Origin of the sequence: Streptomyces sp. NPDC102270, from assembly GCF_044766405.1 — a bacterium.
In the GTDB taxonomy this organism is placed as follows: domain Bacteria; phylum Actinomycetota; class Actinomycetes; order Streptomycetales; family Streptomycetaceae; genus Streptomyces.
Genome location: NZ_JBIWLX010000019.1, coordinates 199,202 through 215,466 on the forward strand (window position 1 = coordinate 199,202; position 16,265 = coordinate 215,466).

The following is a 16,265-nucleotide window of genomic DNA, read 5'->3' on the forward strand; positions in this document are numbered from 1 at the left end:
AGGGCGAGGTTTACCGCAGGCCCCAGGCGAATCCCTCGCCGAAATGCTCTCCCAGCCCCTGTCGGAGGTACTTCCATGGCTGCGCACGACATCGCCTATGTCGAGATGTACACGAGAGACAAGGCGACGACCGTCGACTACTTCGTGTCCGCCATGGGGTTCGCCCGGGTGGCCGACGCGGTTGAGCCGGAGCGGAGTTCGGTGCTCCTGCAGCAGGGTGAGGTTCGCCTGGTGGTCACCTCCGGGCGGGGGACCGTGAGGTTCCTGGAGCAGCACGGGGACGGCATCGCCGACGTCGCGCTGACCTGCGACGACGTGGCGGCGACGGCCGCGGCGGCGGCGTCCGCCGGCGCCACGGTGACGCGTTCCTTGCAGAGCCTGCCGGTCGTGTCCGGCTTCGGAGATGTCGTGCACACCCTGCTGCCGACTGATCCGCTGGGCAACGGACCTTTCGTCAAACGTAGTTGGTCTCCCCTACCTGGGGGCACCGCGACGGCGGTAACCGGTCGGGTCACCGGCCTGGACCACATCGCGGTCTGCCTTGAGGGTGGCACCCTGGAGAAGTACGCCGACTTCTACCGTGATGTCTTCGGCTTCTCCCGCTACTCCTCGGAGTATGTTGCGGTCGGCGCCCAGGCGATGGACTCCATCGTGATGCGCAGCGACTCGGGAAGTGCCATCCTCACCCTGGTTGCACCGGACCCGGGCAAGGAGCACGGACAGCTCGACAACTTCCTGGAGCGCAACGGCGGTGAGGGGGTGCAGCACCTGGCCTTCCGCACCGGTGAGATCATCACCGCGGTGCACGAGTGCCGTGAGCGGGGTGTCATGTTCCTCGACACACCGGACAGCTACTACGACATGCTCGGCGAGCGGCTCGGCGGTCTGCACGCCCAGGTCGAAGAGCTGCGCGAGACCAAAGTCCTGGCCGACCGCGATGAGTGGGGTGACCTGCTGCAGGTCTTCACCCGCTCGCCCTACCCGCGCAACACGCTCTTCTTCGAGCTCATCCAGCGCAACGGTTCGCGAGGCTTCGGCAGCGCCAACATCCGCGCCCTGTATGAAGCGGTGGAGCTCGATCGGCTGACTTCGTGATGGGTACCGAAGGCCCCGAGACCACCGGCCTGTTCACCCTGAAGGACTACGAGGAAGCCGCCAGGGTCCGTTTCGACCAGGGTAGTTGGGACTTCATCGCCGGTGGCGCCGGCCAGGAGCGGACTCTTGCGGCCAATCTGGCGGCGTTCGACCGGGTGCGGTTGCGGCCGCGGGTGCTGTCTGGATCCGGTGCGCCTGACACCAAGACCACGGTGCTGGGGCACAGTTGGCCGGTGCCGATAGCGGTGGCGCCGATGGCCTACCACACCCTTGCTGATCCGGATGGCGAGGTGGCCACCGCGCGGGCCGCCGGCCGGGCCGGCCTGCCGCTGGTGGTGAGCACCTTCGCCGGGCGAACCTTCGAGTCCATCGCCGAGGCCGCCACCGCTCCGCTCTGGCTGCAGGTGTACTGCTTCCGCGACCGCTCTACCACCCGGCAGCTGGTGGAACGGGCCGAGCGGGCCGGCTTCGAGGCGCTGGTGCTCACCGTGGACGCCCCCCGGCTCGGCCGCCGGCTGCGCGACCTGCGCAACGACTTCCGGTTGCCGGACCGGATGGTGCCGGCCAACCTCACCGGCGGCGACTACGCCTCGCCGAGCGCACATGCGCTCACCGAGTTCGATCCCGCGCTCGACTGGTCGGTCATCGACTGGCTGCGTGAGATCAGTTCACTCCCGGTGCTGGTCAAGGGAGTTCTGAGCGGGATCGACGCCCGGGCGGCACTGCGCGCCGGGGTAGACGGGATCGTGGTGTCCAACCACGGCGGCCGCCAACTGGACGGTGTCCCGGCCAGTCTGGAAGTGCTCGCCGAGATCACCGCGGCGGTCGGCGGTGTGCGGCCGGTACTGGTCGACGGCGGCATCCGCCGCGGTGCCGACGTGCTGGCGGCCCTGGCACTGGGCGCTGACGCGGTGCTGCTGGGCCGTCCGGTGCTGCACGGTCTCGCGGTCGGTGGCGAGAACGGCGCGGCGCACCTACTTGAGCTGATCACCGAGGAACTGATCGAAGCCATGGCACTCACCGGGACCCCGTCAGTTGCCGAGGCGGGTCCTGCCCTGGTCGGCGCGGAGCCCGAAGCCACCCCGGCGCCGAGCGCGGTTCGGACCACGCCAGCCACTGTGCTGCGCAAGGCCGAGCTGCATGGGAGTGTCAGTGACCCGGTGCTGGACACCATGAACTTCCTCAACGAGGTCACCGCTCGCTATCCGCAGGCGATCTCGTTCGCCCCCGGCCGCCCGTACGACGGCTTCTTCGACGCCGAGCAGATCTTCACCCATCTGCGGCGCTACCTTGACCATCTGGAGGCCCAGGGCGCCTCGCCCGGACAGGTGCGCTCCGCGCTCTTCCAGTACGGCCCGACCAGTGGCCAGATCCGCGAGCTGATCGCGGATTCGCTGCGCAAGGACGAGAATACCGACGTCGGCGCCGAGTCCATCGTGGTCACGGTGGGGTGCCAAGAAGCGATGTTCCTCACCGTGCGGGCGCTGATCTCCGGACCCGAGGACGTGCTGCTGGTCTCCAGCCCCTGCTACGTGGGGATCACCGGCGCGGCCCGATTGCTGGACGTCACCCAGACCGCCGTGGCCGAGCGCGAGTCGGGCTTCGACTGCGCCGATCTGGAAGCGGCCATCCTGGCCGAACAGGCCCGCGGCCGCCGTCCCCGGGGGTTCTACGTGATCCCCGACCACTCCAACCCGTCCGGTACCACGATGCCGCTGCAGACCCGGCTCGACCTGCTCGACCTGGCGCAGCGCCACGACATCCTGGTGCTGGAGGACAGCCCGTACCGGATGGTCAGCCCGGGGCAGCAGTTGCCCACGCTGAAATCCCTGGACCGCCACCGGCGGGTGGTGCAGCTGGGATCGCTCTCCAAGACACTCTTCCCCGGCGCCCGGGTCGGCTACGTGGTGGCCGACCAGACGGTGGTGGATGCCGACGGCCGCACCTGCCTGCTGGCCGACGAGCTCACCAAGATCAAGAGCATGATCACGGTGAATACCTCGGCCGTGAGCCAGGCCGTGGTAGCGGGCATGCTGCTCGCGGCCGACGGTCGGACCTCCGAGCTGAACAGCGAGACCGCCGCCTACTACGGCGACGCGATGCGGGTCACCCTGGAGGAGCTCGCCAAGCAGTTCCCGGCCGCCGAGCGGGAGGCCCTCGGGGTGCGCTGGAACGAGCCCACCGGCGGCTTCTTCCTCAGCCTCACCGTACCGTTTCCGGCCGACAACGCGGCGCTGATCCGCTCGGCCGAGGAGTTCGGCGTGATCTGGACCCCGATGTCCTACTTTTATCCGGACGGCGGTGGCGAGTACGCCGTCCGGCTGTCCGTCAGCTACCTGACGCACCAGGAGATAGCCGACGGGGCGCAGCGGTTGGCCCACTTCATCAAGTCCCAGTCCCGGACGGCCCGCGACTGAGCCGTCCGCGCCCGAACCCGAGGGAGCTACCCATGCCGGCGCCCACCCGCACCTGATGGTCGATCGCCGAGGCGCTGCTTCTCCCAAGCGGATCAGGCTCGTCGGCACGCTGTACGGCGTCATTCCCCCTGCTGAAACTGCTCGCCGCCTGCCACATCCTGCGAAGCGCCGAGAAACGCGGCGAGTTACATCCGGCACGGGCCGATTGTCCCAGCGCCTCGATCAGCCCCTTGGTGTCAGCCACCATGTTGGCCAGCGAGTACTTGCCCTCCGATACGCCCGAGCCGCCGATGCCCCGGTTGGCGAAGACGACCGCCAAGTGAGCACGGTGGAAACGACGGTGGAGGTAGGCTCGTCCTGGTCGGCGCGGGCACCGGGGCTGTTGTTCGCCATAGCGGTGCTCCCGACTGGCACCGGGCTGGTGATGCACCTGAGGCACGCCGGCCAGTCCGTGGACCTGGTCGCCGCTGCCGCTGGTCCCGGCGACGGTGTTCGCTGGTTGGGTCGTGTTGCGCCAGGTCGCGATTCGCACGCTGGGCCGGTTCTCCTCCCACCCCCGCACGTCGGGCAGCAGTTGCGACCCGGGACCCTCCGTGCCATTCACGTGACGGAAGGCGTAGTCCTCGCCACTGTGCTCGGCGCGGTGACGCCATGACCCCTGACCCCTTTCATGTTGCTGCACCAGACAATCAGAGATCAGAGGAACTTACACCTCTGCCTCAGAGCACTTGACCGGAACGCCTACCGTGCTTCGCTGGGTCGGATGCGCTCGGAAATCGGCGAGTACCCCGCCTTCCGTAGGTCGCGTTGAACGCGTGATGTCGCTGGATTTGTGCCTTCGGCCGTTTCGGGCGCTATACCTCCTGTCTGTGAGGTATGTACAGGTAGGACGCCTGACCGAAGGGCGGCGGCCGAGGGGTTCGCCAGGGGGAGGAGAATTCGGTTGATGCGCCGTCTGATTTATGTTAGTCGCACCATCCAGGGTGTGTTCGCGTTGCTCAAAATGCCATGGGTGGGCCCATCGCACGTGCCGACGCGGACTGGTGTCACGGGAGGGGGCCACGGGCTGGATGAAGGAATGACGGTCATTCAATGCGTGATTCAAGCCAATTGACGAGCCATACGCGGCTGGCTGGTTGTGACCCCTCGACAGTTCATGGGGCGGAAGTCATGATCGAGTATGGAATTTGGCTGGGACGTCCTTGAGGGCTGGCTTCGAACCTTGGCGTGATTCGCGGAGCGAGCCTTCGGGACCTGGTAGGCACCTCGACGGGACGCCCCTGCGGAGTATCGACACGGGCCTGGGCCCAGCTCGGAGCCGACAACAATCAGGGGGAGCGCGTGAGGCGGACTATTGGAGACCTGACATCGACCGTTGTGGTGCCGGTCGCCGTGTTGCAGTTGGGAGAGTCACCGCGCACCGGTGGCCGGGACGAGGAGCACATCGCCAGGTTGGCGGAGCTGGACGGCCCGCTTCCGCCGATCCTGGTCGAGCGGCACACCATGCGCGTGATCGACGGGACCCACCGGCTGCTGGCCGCGGTTGCCAAGGACCAACTGGCCATCGAGGTTGAGTTCTTCGACGGCAGCAGCGCGGATGCCTTCCTGAAGGCGGTCGAGGCGAATGTCGCCCATGGTCTGCCACTCTCCCTGGCCGACCGGCGGGCAGCAGCCGAGCGGATCGTGACCTCGCACCCGCACCTTTCCGACCGGGCGATCGCGCGGACCGCGGGGCTGGGTGCCAAGGCGGTGGCGGCGATTCGCCGCCGGGTGGCTGAGACCGCGGATGGACCGCAGTTGCAGGCGAGGGTCGGTCGAGACGGCAAGGTCCGTCCGCTGAACAGCCTGGAAGGGCGCCGTCGGGCCGCTGAGCTGCTGGCCGAGCGCCCGGAGGCCTCGCTGCGCGAGGTCGCCAGGCTGGCCGGGCTCTCCCCGGCGACGGTCAGCGATGTCCGGCGCCGGCTGGCGGCCGGGGAGGCGTCGGCCACCGAGCAGGCGGGCGACGGCGCCATGGGCGTGGTGCTCCCGGCCCGGCGGACCCAAGCGACCGTAGCCCAGCATATGCGGCTGATGCGGTCCGATCCGGCCACGGTGCTGGAGAAACTGCTGCGCGACCCGTCGCTGCGCCACAAGGAAGAAGGCCGCCAACTGCTGCGCCTGCTGCAGCAGAACGCGGTGGGGGCCAAGGAATGGTCCGAGCTCACCGAGGTCGTGCCCACGCACTGCGGTGCCCTGGTGGTGGACATCGCCCGGCAGTGCGCCGAGACCTGGCTGGAGTTCGCGCAGCAACTGGACGAGCGGGTTCGCGCGGTGGACCAGGCCGCGACCGGCTGACCGAGTAGTGCCGGGCCCGTCGTGGCGGTCGCACGCGGGCCCGGCACAGACCGGCGAGGCAGCCGATGGGCGCTGCTGTCATGCGGCGGGGATCAGGTGCGCGGGCCGCTGAGCGCGCATCGAGGCCGACAGCTCCACCGGGTGACGTCGAAGGCCGTCACGTGTAGGAGTTTGACCCGGCGCCCACGCCGACGATGGTGCGGGCGCTAGCGAGAGCCCCTCGATCAGCGTGGCGATCTGCGGTTCTGGCTGCCGGTAGGCGGAGTAAGATCCGCCGGTCGTGTTCGTAGTCCGCGTCACCCGCGCCGCCGTGCGTTGGGTTATCTGGTTCCCTTCAGCCATGCCAGTACCTGCCCGGCGTGTTCGCCGGGCTCGTCGATCGGGTGGAACGCGTGCTCGATCATGCCGTCGTGGACGATCAGCGTGAGCCGCAAGTGCGGCTGCGTCCCGTCGGCCTCGAAGGTCGGCAGACCGAGGGCGGCCGCCGGCTCCAGGCAGGGATTGGAGAGCAGCGCGAACGGCGGTCGCAACCGCTTGACCACCTCTTGCTGGTAGGCGGTGTCCTGGCAGGACAGGCCGTACACGGTCGTCGGCGTTGACGAGTTCGCGGTGGTGGTCGCGAAAGCCGCACGCCTCGGCGGTGCAGCCGCGCCCGGGATACTCTCCCAACCCTCCGGTGGGTTCACGTCCGGGCGGCCGCTCAACGGGTAGAGGTAGAGCACCGACCGGTCGGCTCCCAGTTCGTCCAGCGGCACCTGGTCGCCGCTAGTGGCCGTCCGTGTGATCGCCGGCGGCCCGGCAACCGGTCGACCGCGGTAGGCGGGCCGTGTTGAGGCGAGCGGTCAGCGTTACCGCCAAGTGGTCAACCCCTTTTTTTCGCGCAATGAGTTCGTCGATCGCCGCCGTTACTGAGTTCGGTCGGCACGGGCGGACAAGTCGCCGTCTTTGACGCGCTGTTAAATAGCCATGGGATGCGGACCGAGGTGCGGCAGGTTTGCGAGTACCGCGAGACCGACCTCTACATCCTGTTGGCACAGCGCCACTGAACGACGCTGACGCCGTCACGCAGGTGGGATGAATCAGCCTATCCAGGCTGAACGCGTTTACTCAAGAAGGCTTTCGCGCGTAAGAGTTGACCGATTGATGCCCTGGTCGACCGGACATGCGACAGCCGCATGGCGTTGTCAGAAAGATGGAACAGACTGGACCGTTCATGCCGGACGGTCGAGCCTGAGCTTTCAAAGCGCACCTCCAAGACGGGCAGTCACCCAGGATCCCGATAGCAACGGTGCCTCAAAGTAGGGGCCTTCACGAGTGATGGCTTGGCATCGGCTCGAGCGTTGCGGTCCCGCTCGCCGGCGACCGGATGTTCAACCGATGGTGTGCGGCAGTTGGACACCCGCGCGCACTCGTCCGAGAACGCACACCTTTGCATTCCGGCGCCCCCGCACCATCTGGGTGTTCACGGTCAGCGCGCACTCTGCCACTTACCGAGCGACGAGGGTTGGGGGCATAGTGGTCGGCGGCCTCGCCATGATCCCTAATGCCGACGCAACCGACGCCGATGATGTGCGCTTCGCGAGTAGTGCGGCCTGGACGGCGACGCGAGGCGGCCGCATCTCGGCTGAGTAGGGAGTCGGGACGGTGCGCCGCACCCCCGAGACAACAGTGACTGAAGCAGCAGCAGCCTAGGGGAACAGCATGGATTTCGATCTCGGCGGCTACCAGAGCCTGGGGGCTGCCTTCGACGCGCGGATCGCGCGTCACCCGGAGAAAGCCGCTCTCACCGTCTCCGGTGGCACTGCCGAGGAAGACAACGTGAGCCTCGGCTTCACGGAGCCGGTGCGGCTCACCCCGTCGCGCGAACTGGACCCCAAGGTGCGGTGCCTGGCGGCGGGATACCTCACGTGACCGCCACCCGCGCGGGCGCCGGGATCGAGGCGGCCCTCGATGAAGCCCTGGGCACGCTCGACGAGACGGCTCGCCGGTCCCTGGAACTCGATGAGAACGAGCAGTTTCCCGGGGACTTCTGTTCCCGCCTCGATGGGTTCGGCCTGCCGGCCTACTACGTGCCGGCCGAGTGGGGCGGCGCGTTGTCCGACCACGAGGACCTGATCCGGCTCTGGCGCACCGCCGCTCGCCGTGACATCAGTGCAGTGACGGCCCACGCCAAGACGTACCTGGGCGTGGCCCCGGTGTGGATTGCCGGCAACCCGGAGCAGGCCAGGACCACCGCCGGCGCGGTGATGTCAGGTATCCCGGTGGCTTGGGCGCTGTCCGAGCCGGACCACGGCGCCGACCTGTTGAGCGGTTCCGTCACCGCCACGGCGGAGCCTGACGGCTACCGTGTCGACGGCGTGAAGTGGCCGATCAACAACGCCACCCGCTCTGGCCATGTCACTCTGCTCGCGCGCACCGGCCGGGACGGCACCGGGCGTGGCCAGAGCCTCTTCCTCGTCGACAAGTCGGCGCTGTCGCCTGGCACTTGGCGGACACTGCCGAAGGTACTGACGCACGGCATCCGCGGGATCGACATCTCCGGCCTCGAGTTCGACGGTGCGCTGCTGCCGGCCGACGCATTGATCGGCCCGGAGGGAAGCGGCCTGGAGACGGTGCTGCTCGCGCTCCAGTTCACCCGGACGATGTGCACCGCACTTTCCCTCGGCGCCGGTGAGTACGCGCTGCGACTCGCGGCCCGGTTCGTGGGGGCGCGCATCATCCAGAAGCGCCCGCTGGCCGAGCGGCCGTTCCCGGCCTCGGTTCTGGCCCGCAGCGCCGGGCTGCTGATGGCTACGGAGGCGACCGCGCTGCTCGCCGCCCGTTCGATCCACAGCCTCACTGCGGAGATGAGCGTGACCTCGGCGGCAGCCAAGGCACTCGCGCCCACCCTGGTCGACGCCACGCTGGGGGAGCTCGCCGAACTGCTCGGCGCACGTTCCTTCCTCTCCGATGTCTACGAGTACGGCGCGTTCCAGAAGGTGTGGCGCGACCACCAGATCGTGGCGGTGTTCGACGGCAGTACCCCGGTGAACCGCGCCACCCTGGTGCAGCAGTTCCCCATGTTGGTCCGTGGCTTCGGCAGCGGCACCGTCGATGCGGGCGGACTGGCCGATGCCGTGTCGGTCGGCGGCCCGGTCCGACCCGTCGACCGTGGCGCACTGACCCTGGTGTCCCGGCAGGGATGCTCGGTGGTGCAAGCACTGCCGGCGCTCGTCGAGTCGATCGGCAGTCGGCCCGCTCCCACCGGTCTCGCCGACCAGGCCGCCGCATTGGGCGCCATGGCCGAGTACTTGCACGGTCGGATGGCCGACGTGGCGCCCGCCGCCCGTCCCGCCATGGCCGCCTACGAGCTGGCCGCCGCTTATGAGCTCTGCTACGCGGGCGCGGCTTGCCTGCACCTGTGGGCCACGGGTGAATCCGAGCACGGGGGAGAGTCGCTGTGGCAGGACGGCCTCTGGGTGCGGGCGGCGCTGCGTGCCCTGCTGGCCAGGCTCGCTGCGGCACTGCGAGTACCGGTGCCGGCTGCCGGGCCCGGCGACGACCGGCTCGACGCCACGCTGGCCGGTCTCATCGTCGACGCCGCGAACACCGGTGCCCCCATCACCCCGTTCGGGGCGTCGGCGCCCCGAACGCTTCAGCAGGGGAAGGACTCGCGTGAGCGCTGAAAAGTTGGACGCATTGTTCGGCGACCCACGGGACCCGGACAACCCGGTCGGCTACGCCGCCATCCTCGCCGCCGATGAGCGGCACGAGATGCTCACCGAGGGCGAGCGCCTGCTGGACGCCTACGGCATGAACGCCGAGTTCGTGCCCGCCGCGTACGGTGGCCGGCTGGTGCGGGCCGACCGGCTTGCCGAAGTGCAGCGGGCACTGTGGCGACGCGACCCCTGCCTCGGCCTCGGCTACGGCTTCAGCTCCCTCCTCGGATCGGTCAACATCTGGTCCGCCGGCACGCACGAGCAGCGCACGAAGGCAGCCGAGATCCTGCTGGGGGGCGGCCGGATCGCGGCCGCCTTCCACGAGCTCGACCACGGCAACGACTTCGCGCACGCCGAGTGCGCTGCCGTTCCGAGTGACGACGGCTGGCTGCTGACCGGGCGCAAGGAGATCGTCACCAATCTGCGCCGTGCCGAGGCCATGGTGCTCTTCGCACGGACCAGTGAGGTCGCGGGCAGCCGCAGCCACAGCCAGTTCTTCGTCACCCGGGGCGAGTTGCCGGCCGACCGCGTGCTGGATCTGCCGCGGTTCCCCAGCTCCGGGATGAACGGAGTGCAACTGGGCGGACTGCGGTTCTCCGACTGCCCGATCCCCGGCGACGCGATGCTCGGCCGGCCCGGCCAGGGCATCGAGAACGCCTTGCGCGCCTACCAACTCAGCCGAGTGGTAATCCCAGCCATCCTCGTCGGGCCGTTGGACACCGCGCTGCGTCTGGCGCTGGAGTGCGTGCACGAGCGGCGCCTCTACGGTGGCTTCGCCGCCGACCTGCCCTATGTGCGCGCCGTCCTCGCACGTGCCTGCGCCGACCTGCTGGCCGTCGACGCCTTCTGCGGCGTCGGACTCCGGGCGCTGCACCTGGCCCCGGAGGCCACGCTGCTCTACGCACCGGCGGTGAAGTACCTGACGTCACGGATCGTACTGGACGCCTTCGAGGATCTGCGTGCGGTCATGGGCGCCCAGGGCTACCTCCGCGAGGGCTCCTACGCGATGTTCCAGAAGCTCGTCAGGGACGCCGCCCCGGCCACCTTCGCCCACATCTCGCGCTCCGCCTGCCTGGTGCTGATCCTGCCGCAACTGCCACGACTGGCGCGGAAGTCCTGGCTGGCCGACCCGGCCGCCGCTCAGCAGCTGTTCGACCTCGGCGCGGATCTGCCGCCGCTGGACTTCGACCGGCTCGCCGTCGGCATGCTGTCCGGTGACGGGCTGATCGGCGTGCTGGCCGAGACCGCCGAGCGAGAGCCGGCCGGGAGCCCGGTCGGCCGGTTCGCAGTGCGCTTCAGGGACGAGGTGCTCGCGCTGCGCGAGCAGTGCGCCGCACTGGCTCCCTCGGACCTCACGATCGGGGCCTCTCCGGAGGCCTACGCGGTGGCCGACCGGTACACGGTGCTGATCGCCGCCGCCGCCGCGCTCGCGGTCTGGCGCAGCGATGACCGTCAGCAGGAGGCGCCGCCGCTCCTCGGAATCCTCGACCGGCTCTCCGGACGCCTCGGCGGCGCCCCGGTGCTCACTCCGGACGAGCGTGCGAGTGCCGAGCAGGCGCTGTTCGACATCGCTGTCGAGCGCTTCCAGGACAGGCGGCTCTTCGACCTGTCCGCACGTCAGGTTTCAGGATGAGAGAGGGAGTTCGATGACTGAGCGGGGAATGGGTGCGCTGGTGTCGGATGAGGACATCGAGCGGTGGTTGATGGAGCGGGTGTCCTATTACCTGGAGACGCCGGTGGAGGAGATCGATCCGGGTGTCTCGCTCGCCGAGTACGGGTTGGAGTCGGTGTACGCCTTCGCGTTGTGCGGGGACATCGAGGACACGTTGGGTGTGACCGTGGAGCCCACCCTGGTGTGGGACATCGAAACCGTTTCGGCTCTGACCGTTCACCTGGCCGGCCTGGTGGCCGCACTGCCGTCGGTGTGATGGGCCTTCCGGGCCTTCAAGGCCCGCAGAGCTCCTAGTGCACGTTTGTTTGCCGGCGGCGGGGTCCGACGGGGTCCTGGGGCGGTGTGGTTGATCCGCGCGGTCCCGGTGCCGGGGTTCAGCGTCCTGCCTTTGTTCTTCCAGAGTGCGTCGATCGATTGAGGGATACGAGAAATGGGTGCCTCCGCACAGGGTCCGTGGGATCTGATGTCCGGCCAGCTGGGGGTCTGGTACGCGCAGCAGCTCGCGCCTGACAATCCGGCGTACAACATCGGTGACTGCACGGAGATCCACGGCGAACTCGACGCGGACCTCTTCGTGCGTGCGCTGCGCCGCACGGTGCAGGAGGCGGAGACTTTCCGTCTGCGCCTGTGTGTGGAGGGCGCGACGCCGCGGCAGTTCCTGGGGGAGGCCGGGGAGGTTCCGGTTCACGTGGCGGATCTGCGGGGGGAAGCCGATCCGCGTGCGGTGGCGCAGGAGTGGATCCAGGCTGATCTGGACACGCCGGTGGAGCTCGTGGGTGGGGCGCTGTCGGCGCATGCGTTCTTCGTGCTCGGGTCGGATCGCTTCCTGTGGTACCAGCGTGCTCACCACATCGTTCTCGACGGTAATGGTCTGTCGCAGTTCGCTGAGCGGCTGTCCCAGGTGTACGGGGTGCTTCGGGCAGGAGGGGACCCGGCCGAGAGCGCTTTGCGGTCGGTGTCGGAGCTGATCGAGACCGACGAGGTCTACCGGGATTCGCAGGAGCGTGACCGGGACCGGCGATTCTGGCTGAAGGCGTTCTCGGACCATGAGGAGGAGACGGCGTCCGAGGCCCCGAAGGGGCGGCACCTCGCCGGCCGGCCGGTGACCCACCAGCAGGATCTCGGAGTCGACGCGACCGCTCGGCTGCGGGCTGCCGCAAAGCGGCTTCGGGTCAGCTTCGCCAGTTTGGTGATCGCCGCGTCGGCCGTCTACCAGCACCGGTCCACCGGGGCGCGGGACGTCGTGCTCGGAGTGTCGGCCAGTGGCCGCACGAGCATGCGTGAGGTGGGCATCCCCGGCATGACGTCGAACATCATGCCGATCCGGCTCAGGGTCCGTCCGGGCACGTCCGTCGAGGAGCTCACGCGGGCGACGCAACGAGCGGTCCAGAGCGGTCTGCTGCACCAGCGCTACCAGTACCCGGACCTGCTCAGGGACCTGAAGCGGGTCGGCGGCACCCCGCTGTACGACATGATCGTCGACGTCATGGTGGCCGACCGCCGGATCGGTTTCGGCGACTGCGCGATCACCCGGACCGGCCTGGCAAGCGGGCCTGCCGAAGGCATGAAGATCGACGTGCTCGGCGACACGGCCGAGGGCGGCGTGCAGACCATCATCGAGATGAACCGCGAGTACTACGACGCCGAAGCGGCGTTGTCGGTGAGTCGCCGGTTCCTGGCCGTGCTGGACTGGCTCAGCAGTGCTCCGGCCACCGCCTGCGTCAGCACCGTCGACCTGCTCGACCCGGCTGAGCGACGGCTGGTGCTGGAGAGCTGGAACGACACCGTGGTACCCGACGAGGCCCAGCCGGTACCGCAGCGGTTCGCGGCCCAGGTGGCCGCGACGCCGCAGGCGGTTGCCGTGGTAGCCGACGGCGCGGCGGTGTGCTACGCCGAGCTGGACGCGCGAGCCAATCGGTTGGCGCACCACCTCCTCGCCCAGGGAGTCGGCGCGCAGTCGCTGGTGGGTCTGTGCTTGCCGCGCGGCCTGCAGGCGATCGAGGCGATCCTGGCGGTGTGGAAGGCGGGGGCGGCGTACCTGCCGCTGGATTCGGCGTACCCGGCGCAGCGGCTCGGGCAGTTGCTGGCCGACAGCGGGGCCGGGCATGTGCTGGGCGAAGGGGCGCTGATCGGTGAGCTGGCAGCCCAGGGTGTGCGCACGATCGCCCTGGATGACCCGACGGTGCTGGCCGAGCTGATCGAACTACCCGCCGTTTCGCCGGAACTCGACGTGATGGCCGATGAGCTGGCCTATGTGATCTACACCTCCGGCTCGACCGGCGAGCCCAAGGGCGTGGCTGTGACGCACCGCGGGCTCGCGAACTACGTGGCCTCGGTTCCAGGACAGGTCGGCTTCGGTGCGCCGGGCGGTAGGTATGCCCTGCTGCAGTCCACGGTGACGGACCTCGGTAACACCGTGCTGTTCGCGAGCCTGACGACCGGCGGTGAACTGCACGTCCTGCAGGAGGGCGCGGTGACCGATCCGTCAGCCGTGGCCCAGTACCTGGCGGAGAACCGCATCGAGTTCATGAAGGTGGTGCCCTCGCACCTGGCGGCGCTGGGCGCGGCAGCCGGCCTGGCCGCCCTGATGCCGGCCGGGACGCTGGTGCTGGGCGGCGAGGCGGCCTCGCCGACGCTGGTCGCCCGACTGCTCGAAGTGGCCGGTGACCGCGGTGTGTTCAACCACTACGGGCCCACTGAGACGACCATCGGCGTGGTGGCCGGCCGACTCGACCGGAAGCCGGTTGCCGCGGGCGTGGTGCCGCTCGGGGTGCCGGTGGCCAACACCCGTGCCTACGTGCTGGACGGGTCGCTGAGCCCCGTTCCGGTCGGTGCGGCGGGCGAGTTGTACGTGGCCGGTCCGCAGGTGGCGCGCGGGTACGTGGGGCGCTCGGGTCTGACCGCGCAGCGGTTCGTGGCCTGCCCGTTCGGCCCGGCCGGCGAGCGGATGTACGCGACGGGCGACCTGGTGCGGTGGACCACCGACGGAGAACTGGTGCACCTGGGCCGTACGGACGAGCAGGTGAAGGTGCGCGGCTTCCGGGTGGAACCGGGTGAGGTGCAAGCGGTGCTGGCCACGCACGAGTCGGTGGCACAGGCCGCCGTCGTCGTCCGTGAGGACTTCCCTGGCGACAAGCGGCTGATCGCCTACATCGTTCCCGCCGCCGCCCCGGTGACGGCTGACGCCGTGCGACTGAGTCAGCTCGTGCTCGTGTTCCTGGCCGAGCGGCTGCCGGGGTATCTGGTGCCCTCCGCGGTGGTGGTGCTGGACGCGCTGCCCTTGACGGCCAACGGCAAGCTGAACCGCGCCGGCCTGCCCGCTCCGGACTATCTGTCCTCCACTGCCAAGGCCGTCGGCCCTGGTCCGGCGACGGTGCACGAGGAGATCCTCTGTGGTGTGTTCGCGCAGGTGCTGGGGGTGGAGAGGGTCGGCGTCGGCGACGACTTCTTCGCTCTGGGCGGCCACTCGCTGCTGGCGATCCGGCTGATCAGCCGGATCCGGACGGTCCTGAACGTCGAGTTGCCGATCCAGGCGTTCTTCGAGGAGCCGTCGCCGGCCGGGGTCGCGGCCTGGCTGGCCGAATCGGCGGTCACCGAAGGGCGTGCGGCGCTGGTGCCGGCGGAGCGGCCGGAGCGGGTGCCGCTGTCGTTCGCGCAGCGCCGCCTGTGGTTCCTGGGGCAGCTGGAGGGTCCGAGCGTTACCTACAACGCCTCGGTGGCGCTGCGACTGAGCGGAGAGTTGGACCAGCAGGCACTGGCGGCCGCGTTCAAGGACGTGATCGGGCGGCACGAGGTGCTGCGCACGGTCCTGCCGGCGGTGGATGGTGAGCCGTATCAGCGTGTCCTGTCGGTGGAGGCATGCGGGTTCGAGCTCGCGGTGGTCGAGGTGGCGCCGCAAGAGCTGGACGGTGCGGTGGCCGAGGCCTCAGGTTACGCGTTCGACCTGGCGGCGGAGATCCCGCTGCGGGCGACGGTGTTCGCGGTGGCGCCGCAGGAGCATGTGCTGGTGGTGCTGGTGCACCACATCGCGGGTGATGGTTGGTCGACGGGCCCGATGCTGCGGGATGTGTCGGCGGCGTACGCGGCACGGCTGCGCGGTGCGGCGCCGGTGTGGGAGCCGTTGCCGGTGCAGTACGCGGATTACGCGTTGTGGCAGCGGGAGTTGCTCGGCGACGAGCAGGACCCGGACAGCGTGCTGTCCGGGCAGGTGGCGTACTGGCGGGAGGCGTTGGCGGGGGCACCGGAGGAGTTGAAGCTGCCGACCGATCGCCGGCGCCCGGCGGTCGCCTCGTACCGTGGGCACGAGGTGCTGCTCGATGCCCCGGCCGAGCTGCATGCGCGGGTGCTGGAGGTGGCGCGTGAGCGGGGAGTGACCCTGTTCATGGTGCTGCAGGCGGCGTTGGCGGTCACCCTGAACCGGATCGGCGCCGGCGCGGACATCCCGATCGGGTCGCCGGTCGCCGGGCGCACCGACGAGGCGCTGAACGACCTGGTCGGGTTCTTCGTCAACACCCTGGTGGTGCGGACCGACCTGTCCGGTGACCCGACCTTCGACGAGGTGCTGGAGCGGGTTCGGGAGGCCAGTCTTGGGGCGTTCGCGCACCAGGACGTGCCGTTCGAGAAGCTGGTGGAGGAGCTGTCGCCGGCCCGGTCGATGGCACGCCACCCGCTGTTCCAGGTCATGCTCACCCTGCAGAACACGGCTTCGGCACGGCTGGAGCTGCCCGGACTGGGCGTCGAACGGGTGCCGACCGGCCTGGCATCCGGCAGGTTCGACCTGGACCTGAACCTGCGCGAGACGTTCGATGCTGACGGTGCGCCGGCCGGCTTGCGGGGTGTGCTCCTGGCGGCGGCGGACTTGTTCGATGCGCAGACCGTGCGGCGGATCGCGGGCTGGTTGGTCCAGGTCATGGAGACGGTGACGGCGCAGCCGGGGACGCGTTTGAGCGCCGTGGATGTGCTGGGTGCGGATGAGCGCCGTCTGGTGGTGGAGGAGTGGAACGAGACGGCGGTTGAGGTGGCGTCGTCGACGTTGCCGGGGTTGTTCGC

Annotated in this window: 10 protein-coding genes; 8 read left to right on the forward strand and 2 right to left on the reverse strand. The window is 69.3% G+C overall.

The features are described from left to right. The first annotated feature begins 75 nt into the window (after nt 1–75). A complete protein-coding gene (hppD, locus tag ACIRP7_RS35050) occupies nt 76–1,095 on the forward strand; it encodes a 4-hydroxyphenylpyruvate dioxygenase (protein ID WP_403667729.1) in 1,020 nt (339 codons plus the stop codon). Next, on the forward strand, nt 1,095–3,512 hold the full coding sequence (locus ACIRP7_RS35055; protein WP_403667776.1) for an aminotransferase class I/II-fold pyridoxal phosphate-dependent enzyme: 2,418 nt from the start codon (nt 1,095–1,097) through the stop codon (nt 3,510–3,512). Before hppD ends, ACIRP7_RS35055 begins: the two co-directional genes overlap by 1 nt. On the opposite strand, the gene ACIRP7_RS35060 is transcribed toward ACIRP7_RS35055, so the two are convergent. Further along, nucleotides 3,481–3,831, reverse strand: a complete 351-nt coding sequence (locus ACIRP7_RS35060) for a hypothetical protein (protein ID WP_403667731.1) — start codon at nt 3,829–3,831, stop codon at nt 3,481–3,483. The genes ACIRP7_RS35055 and ACIRP7_RS35060 overlap by 32 nt on opposite strands. A gap of 1,133 nt (nt 3,832–4,964) precedes the next feature. Here ACIRP7_RS35060 and ACIRP7_RS35065 point away from each other — a divergent pair. Then, the gene (locus ACIRP7_RS35065) at nt 4,965–5,846 is read left to right on the forward strand and encodes a transcriptional regulator (protein WP_403667734.1); all 882 of its coding nucleotides are present in this window, start codon (nt 4,965–4,967) and stop codon (nt 5,844–5,846) included. Nucleotides 5,847–6,166: 320 nt separating this feature from the next. Here the strand turns inward: ACIRP7_RS35065 and ACIRP7_RS35070 are convergent, their stop codons facing one another. After that, nucleotides 6,167–6,601: a peroxiredoxin gene (locus tag ACIRP7_RS35070; RefSeq protein WP_403667737.1), complete on the reverse strand. Its 435-nt coding sequence runs from the start codon at nt 6,599–6,601 to the stop codon at nt 6,167–6,169. Nucleotides 6,602–7,547: 946 nt separating this feature from the next. Here ACIRP7_RS35070 and ACIRP7_RS35075 point away from each other — a divergent pair. The 5 genes from ACIRP7_RS35075 to ACIRP7_RS35095 form a co-directional block, all read left to right on the forward strand. Then, nucleotides 7,548–7,757, forward strand: coding sequence for a hypothetical protein (locus tag ACIRP7_RS35075; RefSeq protein WP_403667739.1), 210 nt, complete (start codon nt 7,548–7,550; stop codon nt 7,755–7,757). Continuing rightward, nucleotides 7,754–9,511, forward strand: coding sequence for an acyl-CoA dehydrogenase family protein (locus tag ACIRP7_RS35080; protein WP_403667741.1), 1,758 nt, complete (start codon nt 7,754–7,756; stop codon nt 9,509–9,511). Before ACIRP7_RS35075 ends, ACIRP7_RS35080 begins: the two co-directional genes overlap by 4 nt. Next, entirely contained in the window at nt 9,501–11,177 is a 1,677-nt protein-coding gene (locus tag ACIRP7_RS35085; protein WP_403667744.1) for an acyl-CoA dehydrogenase, read from the forward strand. Before ACIRP7_RS35080 ends, ACIRP7_RS35085 begins: the two co-directional genes overlap by 11 nt. A 13-nt stretch (nt 11,178–11,190) precedes the next feature. Continuing rightward, nucleotides 11,191–11,472 (forward strand): acyl carrier protein, encoded by a 282-nt coding sequence (locus tag ACIRP7_RS35090; RefSeq protein ID WP_403667747.1) that lies wholly within the window; start codon nt 11,191–11,193, stop codon nt 11,470–11,472. A gap of 174 nt (nt 11,473–11,646) precedes the next feature. After that, nucleotides 11,647–16,265: amino acid adenylation domain-containing protein (locus ACIRP7_RS35095; protein ID WP_403667749.1), on the forward strand; the 4,619-nt coding region annotated here is incomplete at its 3' end.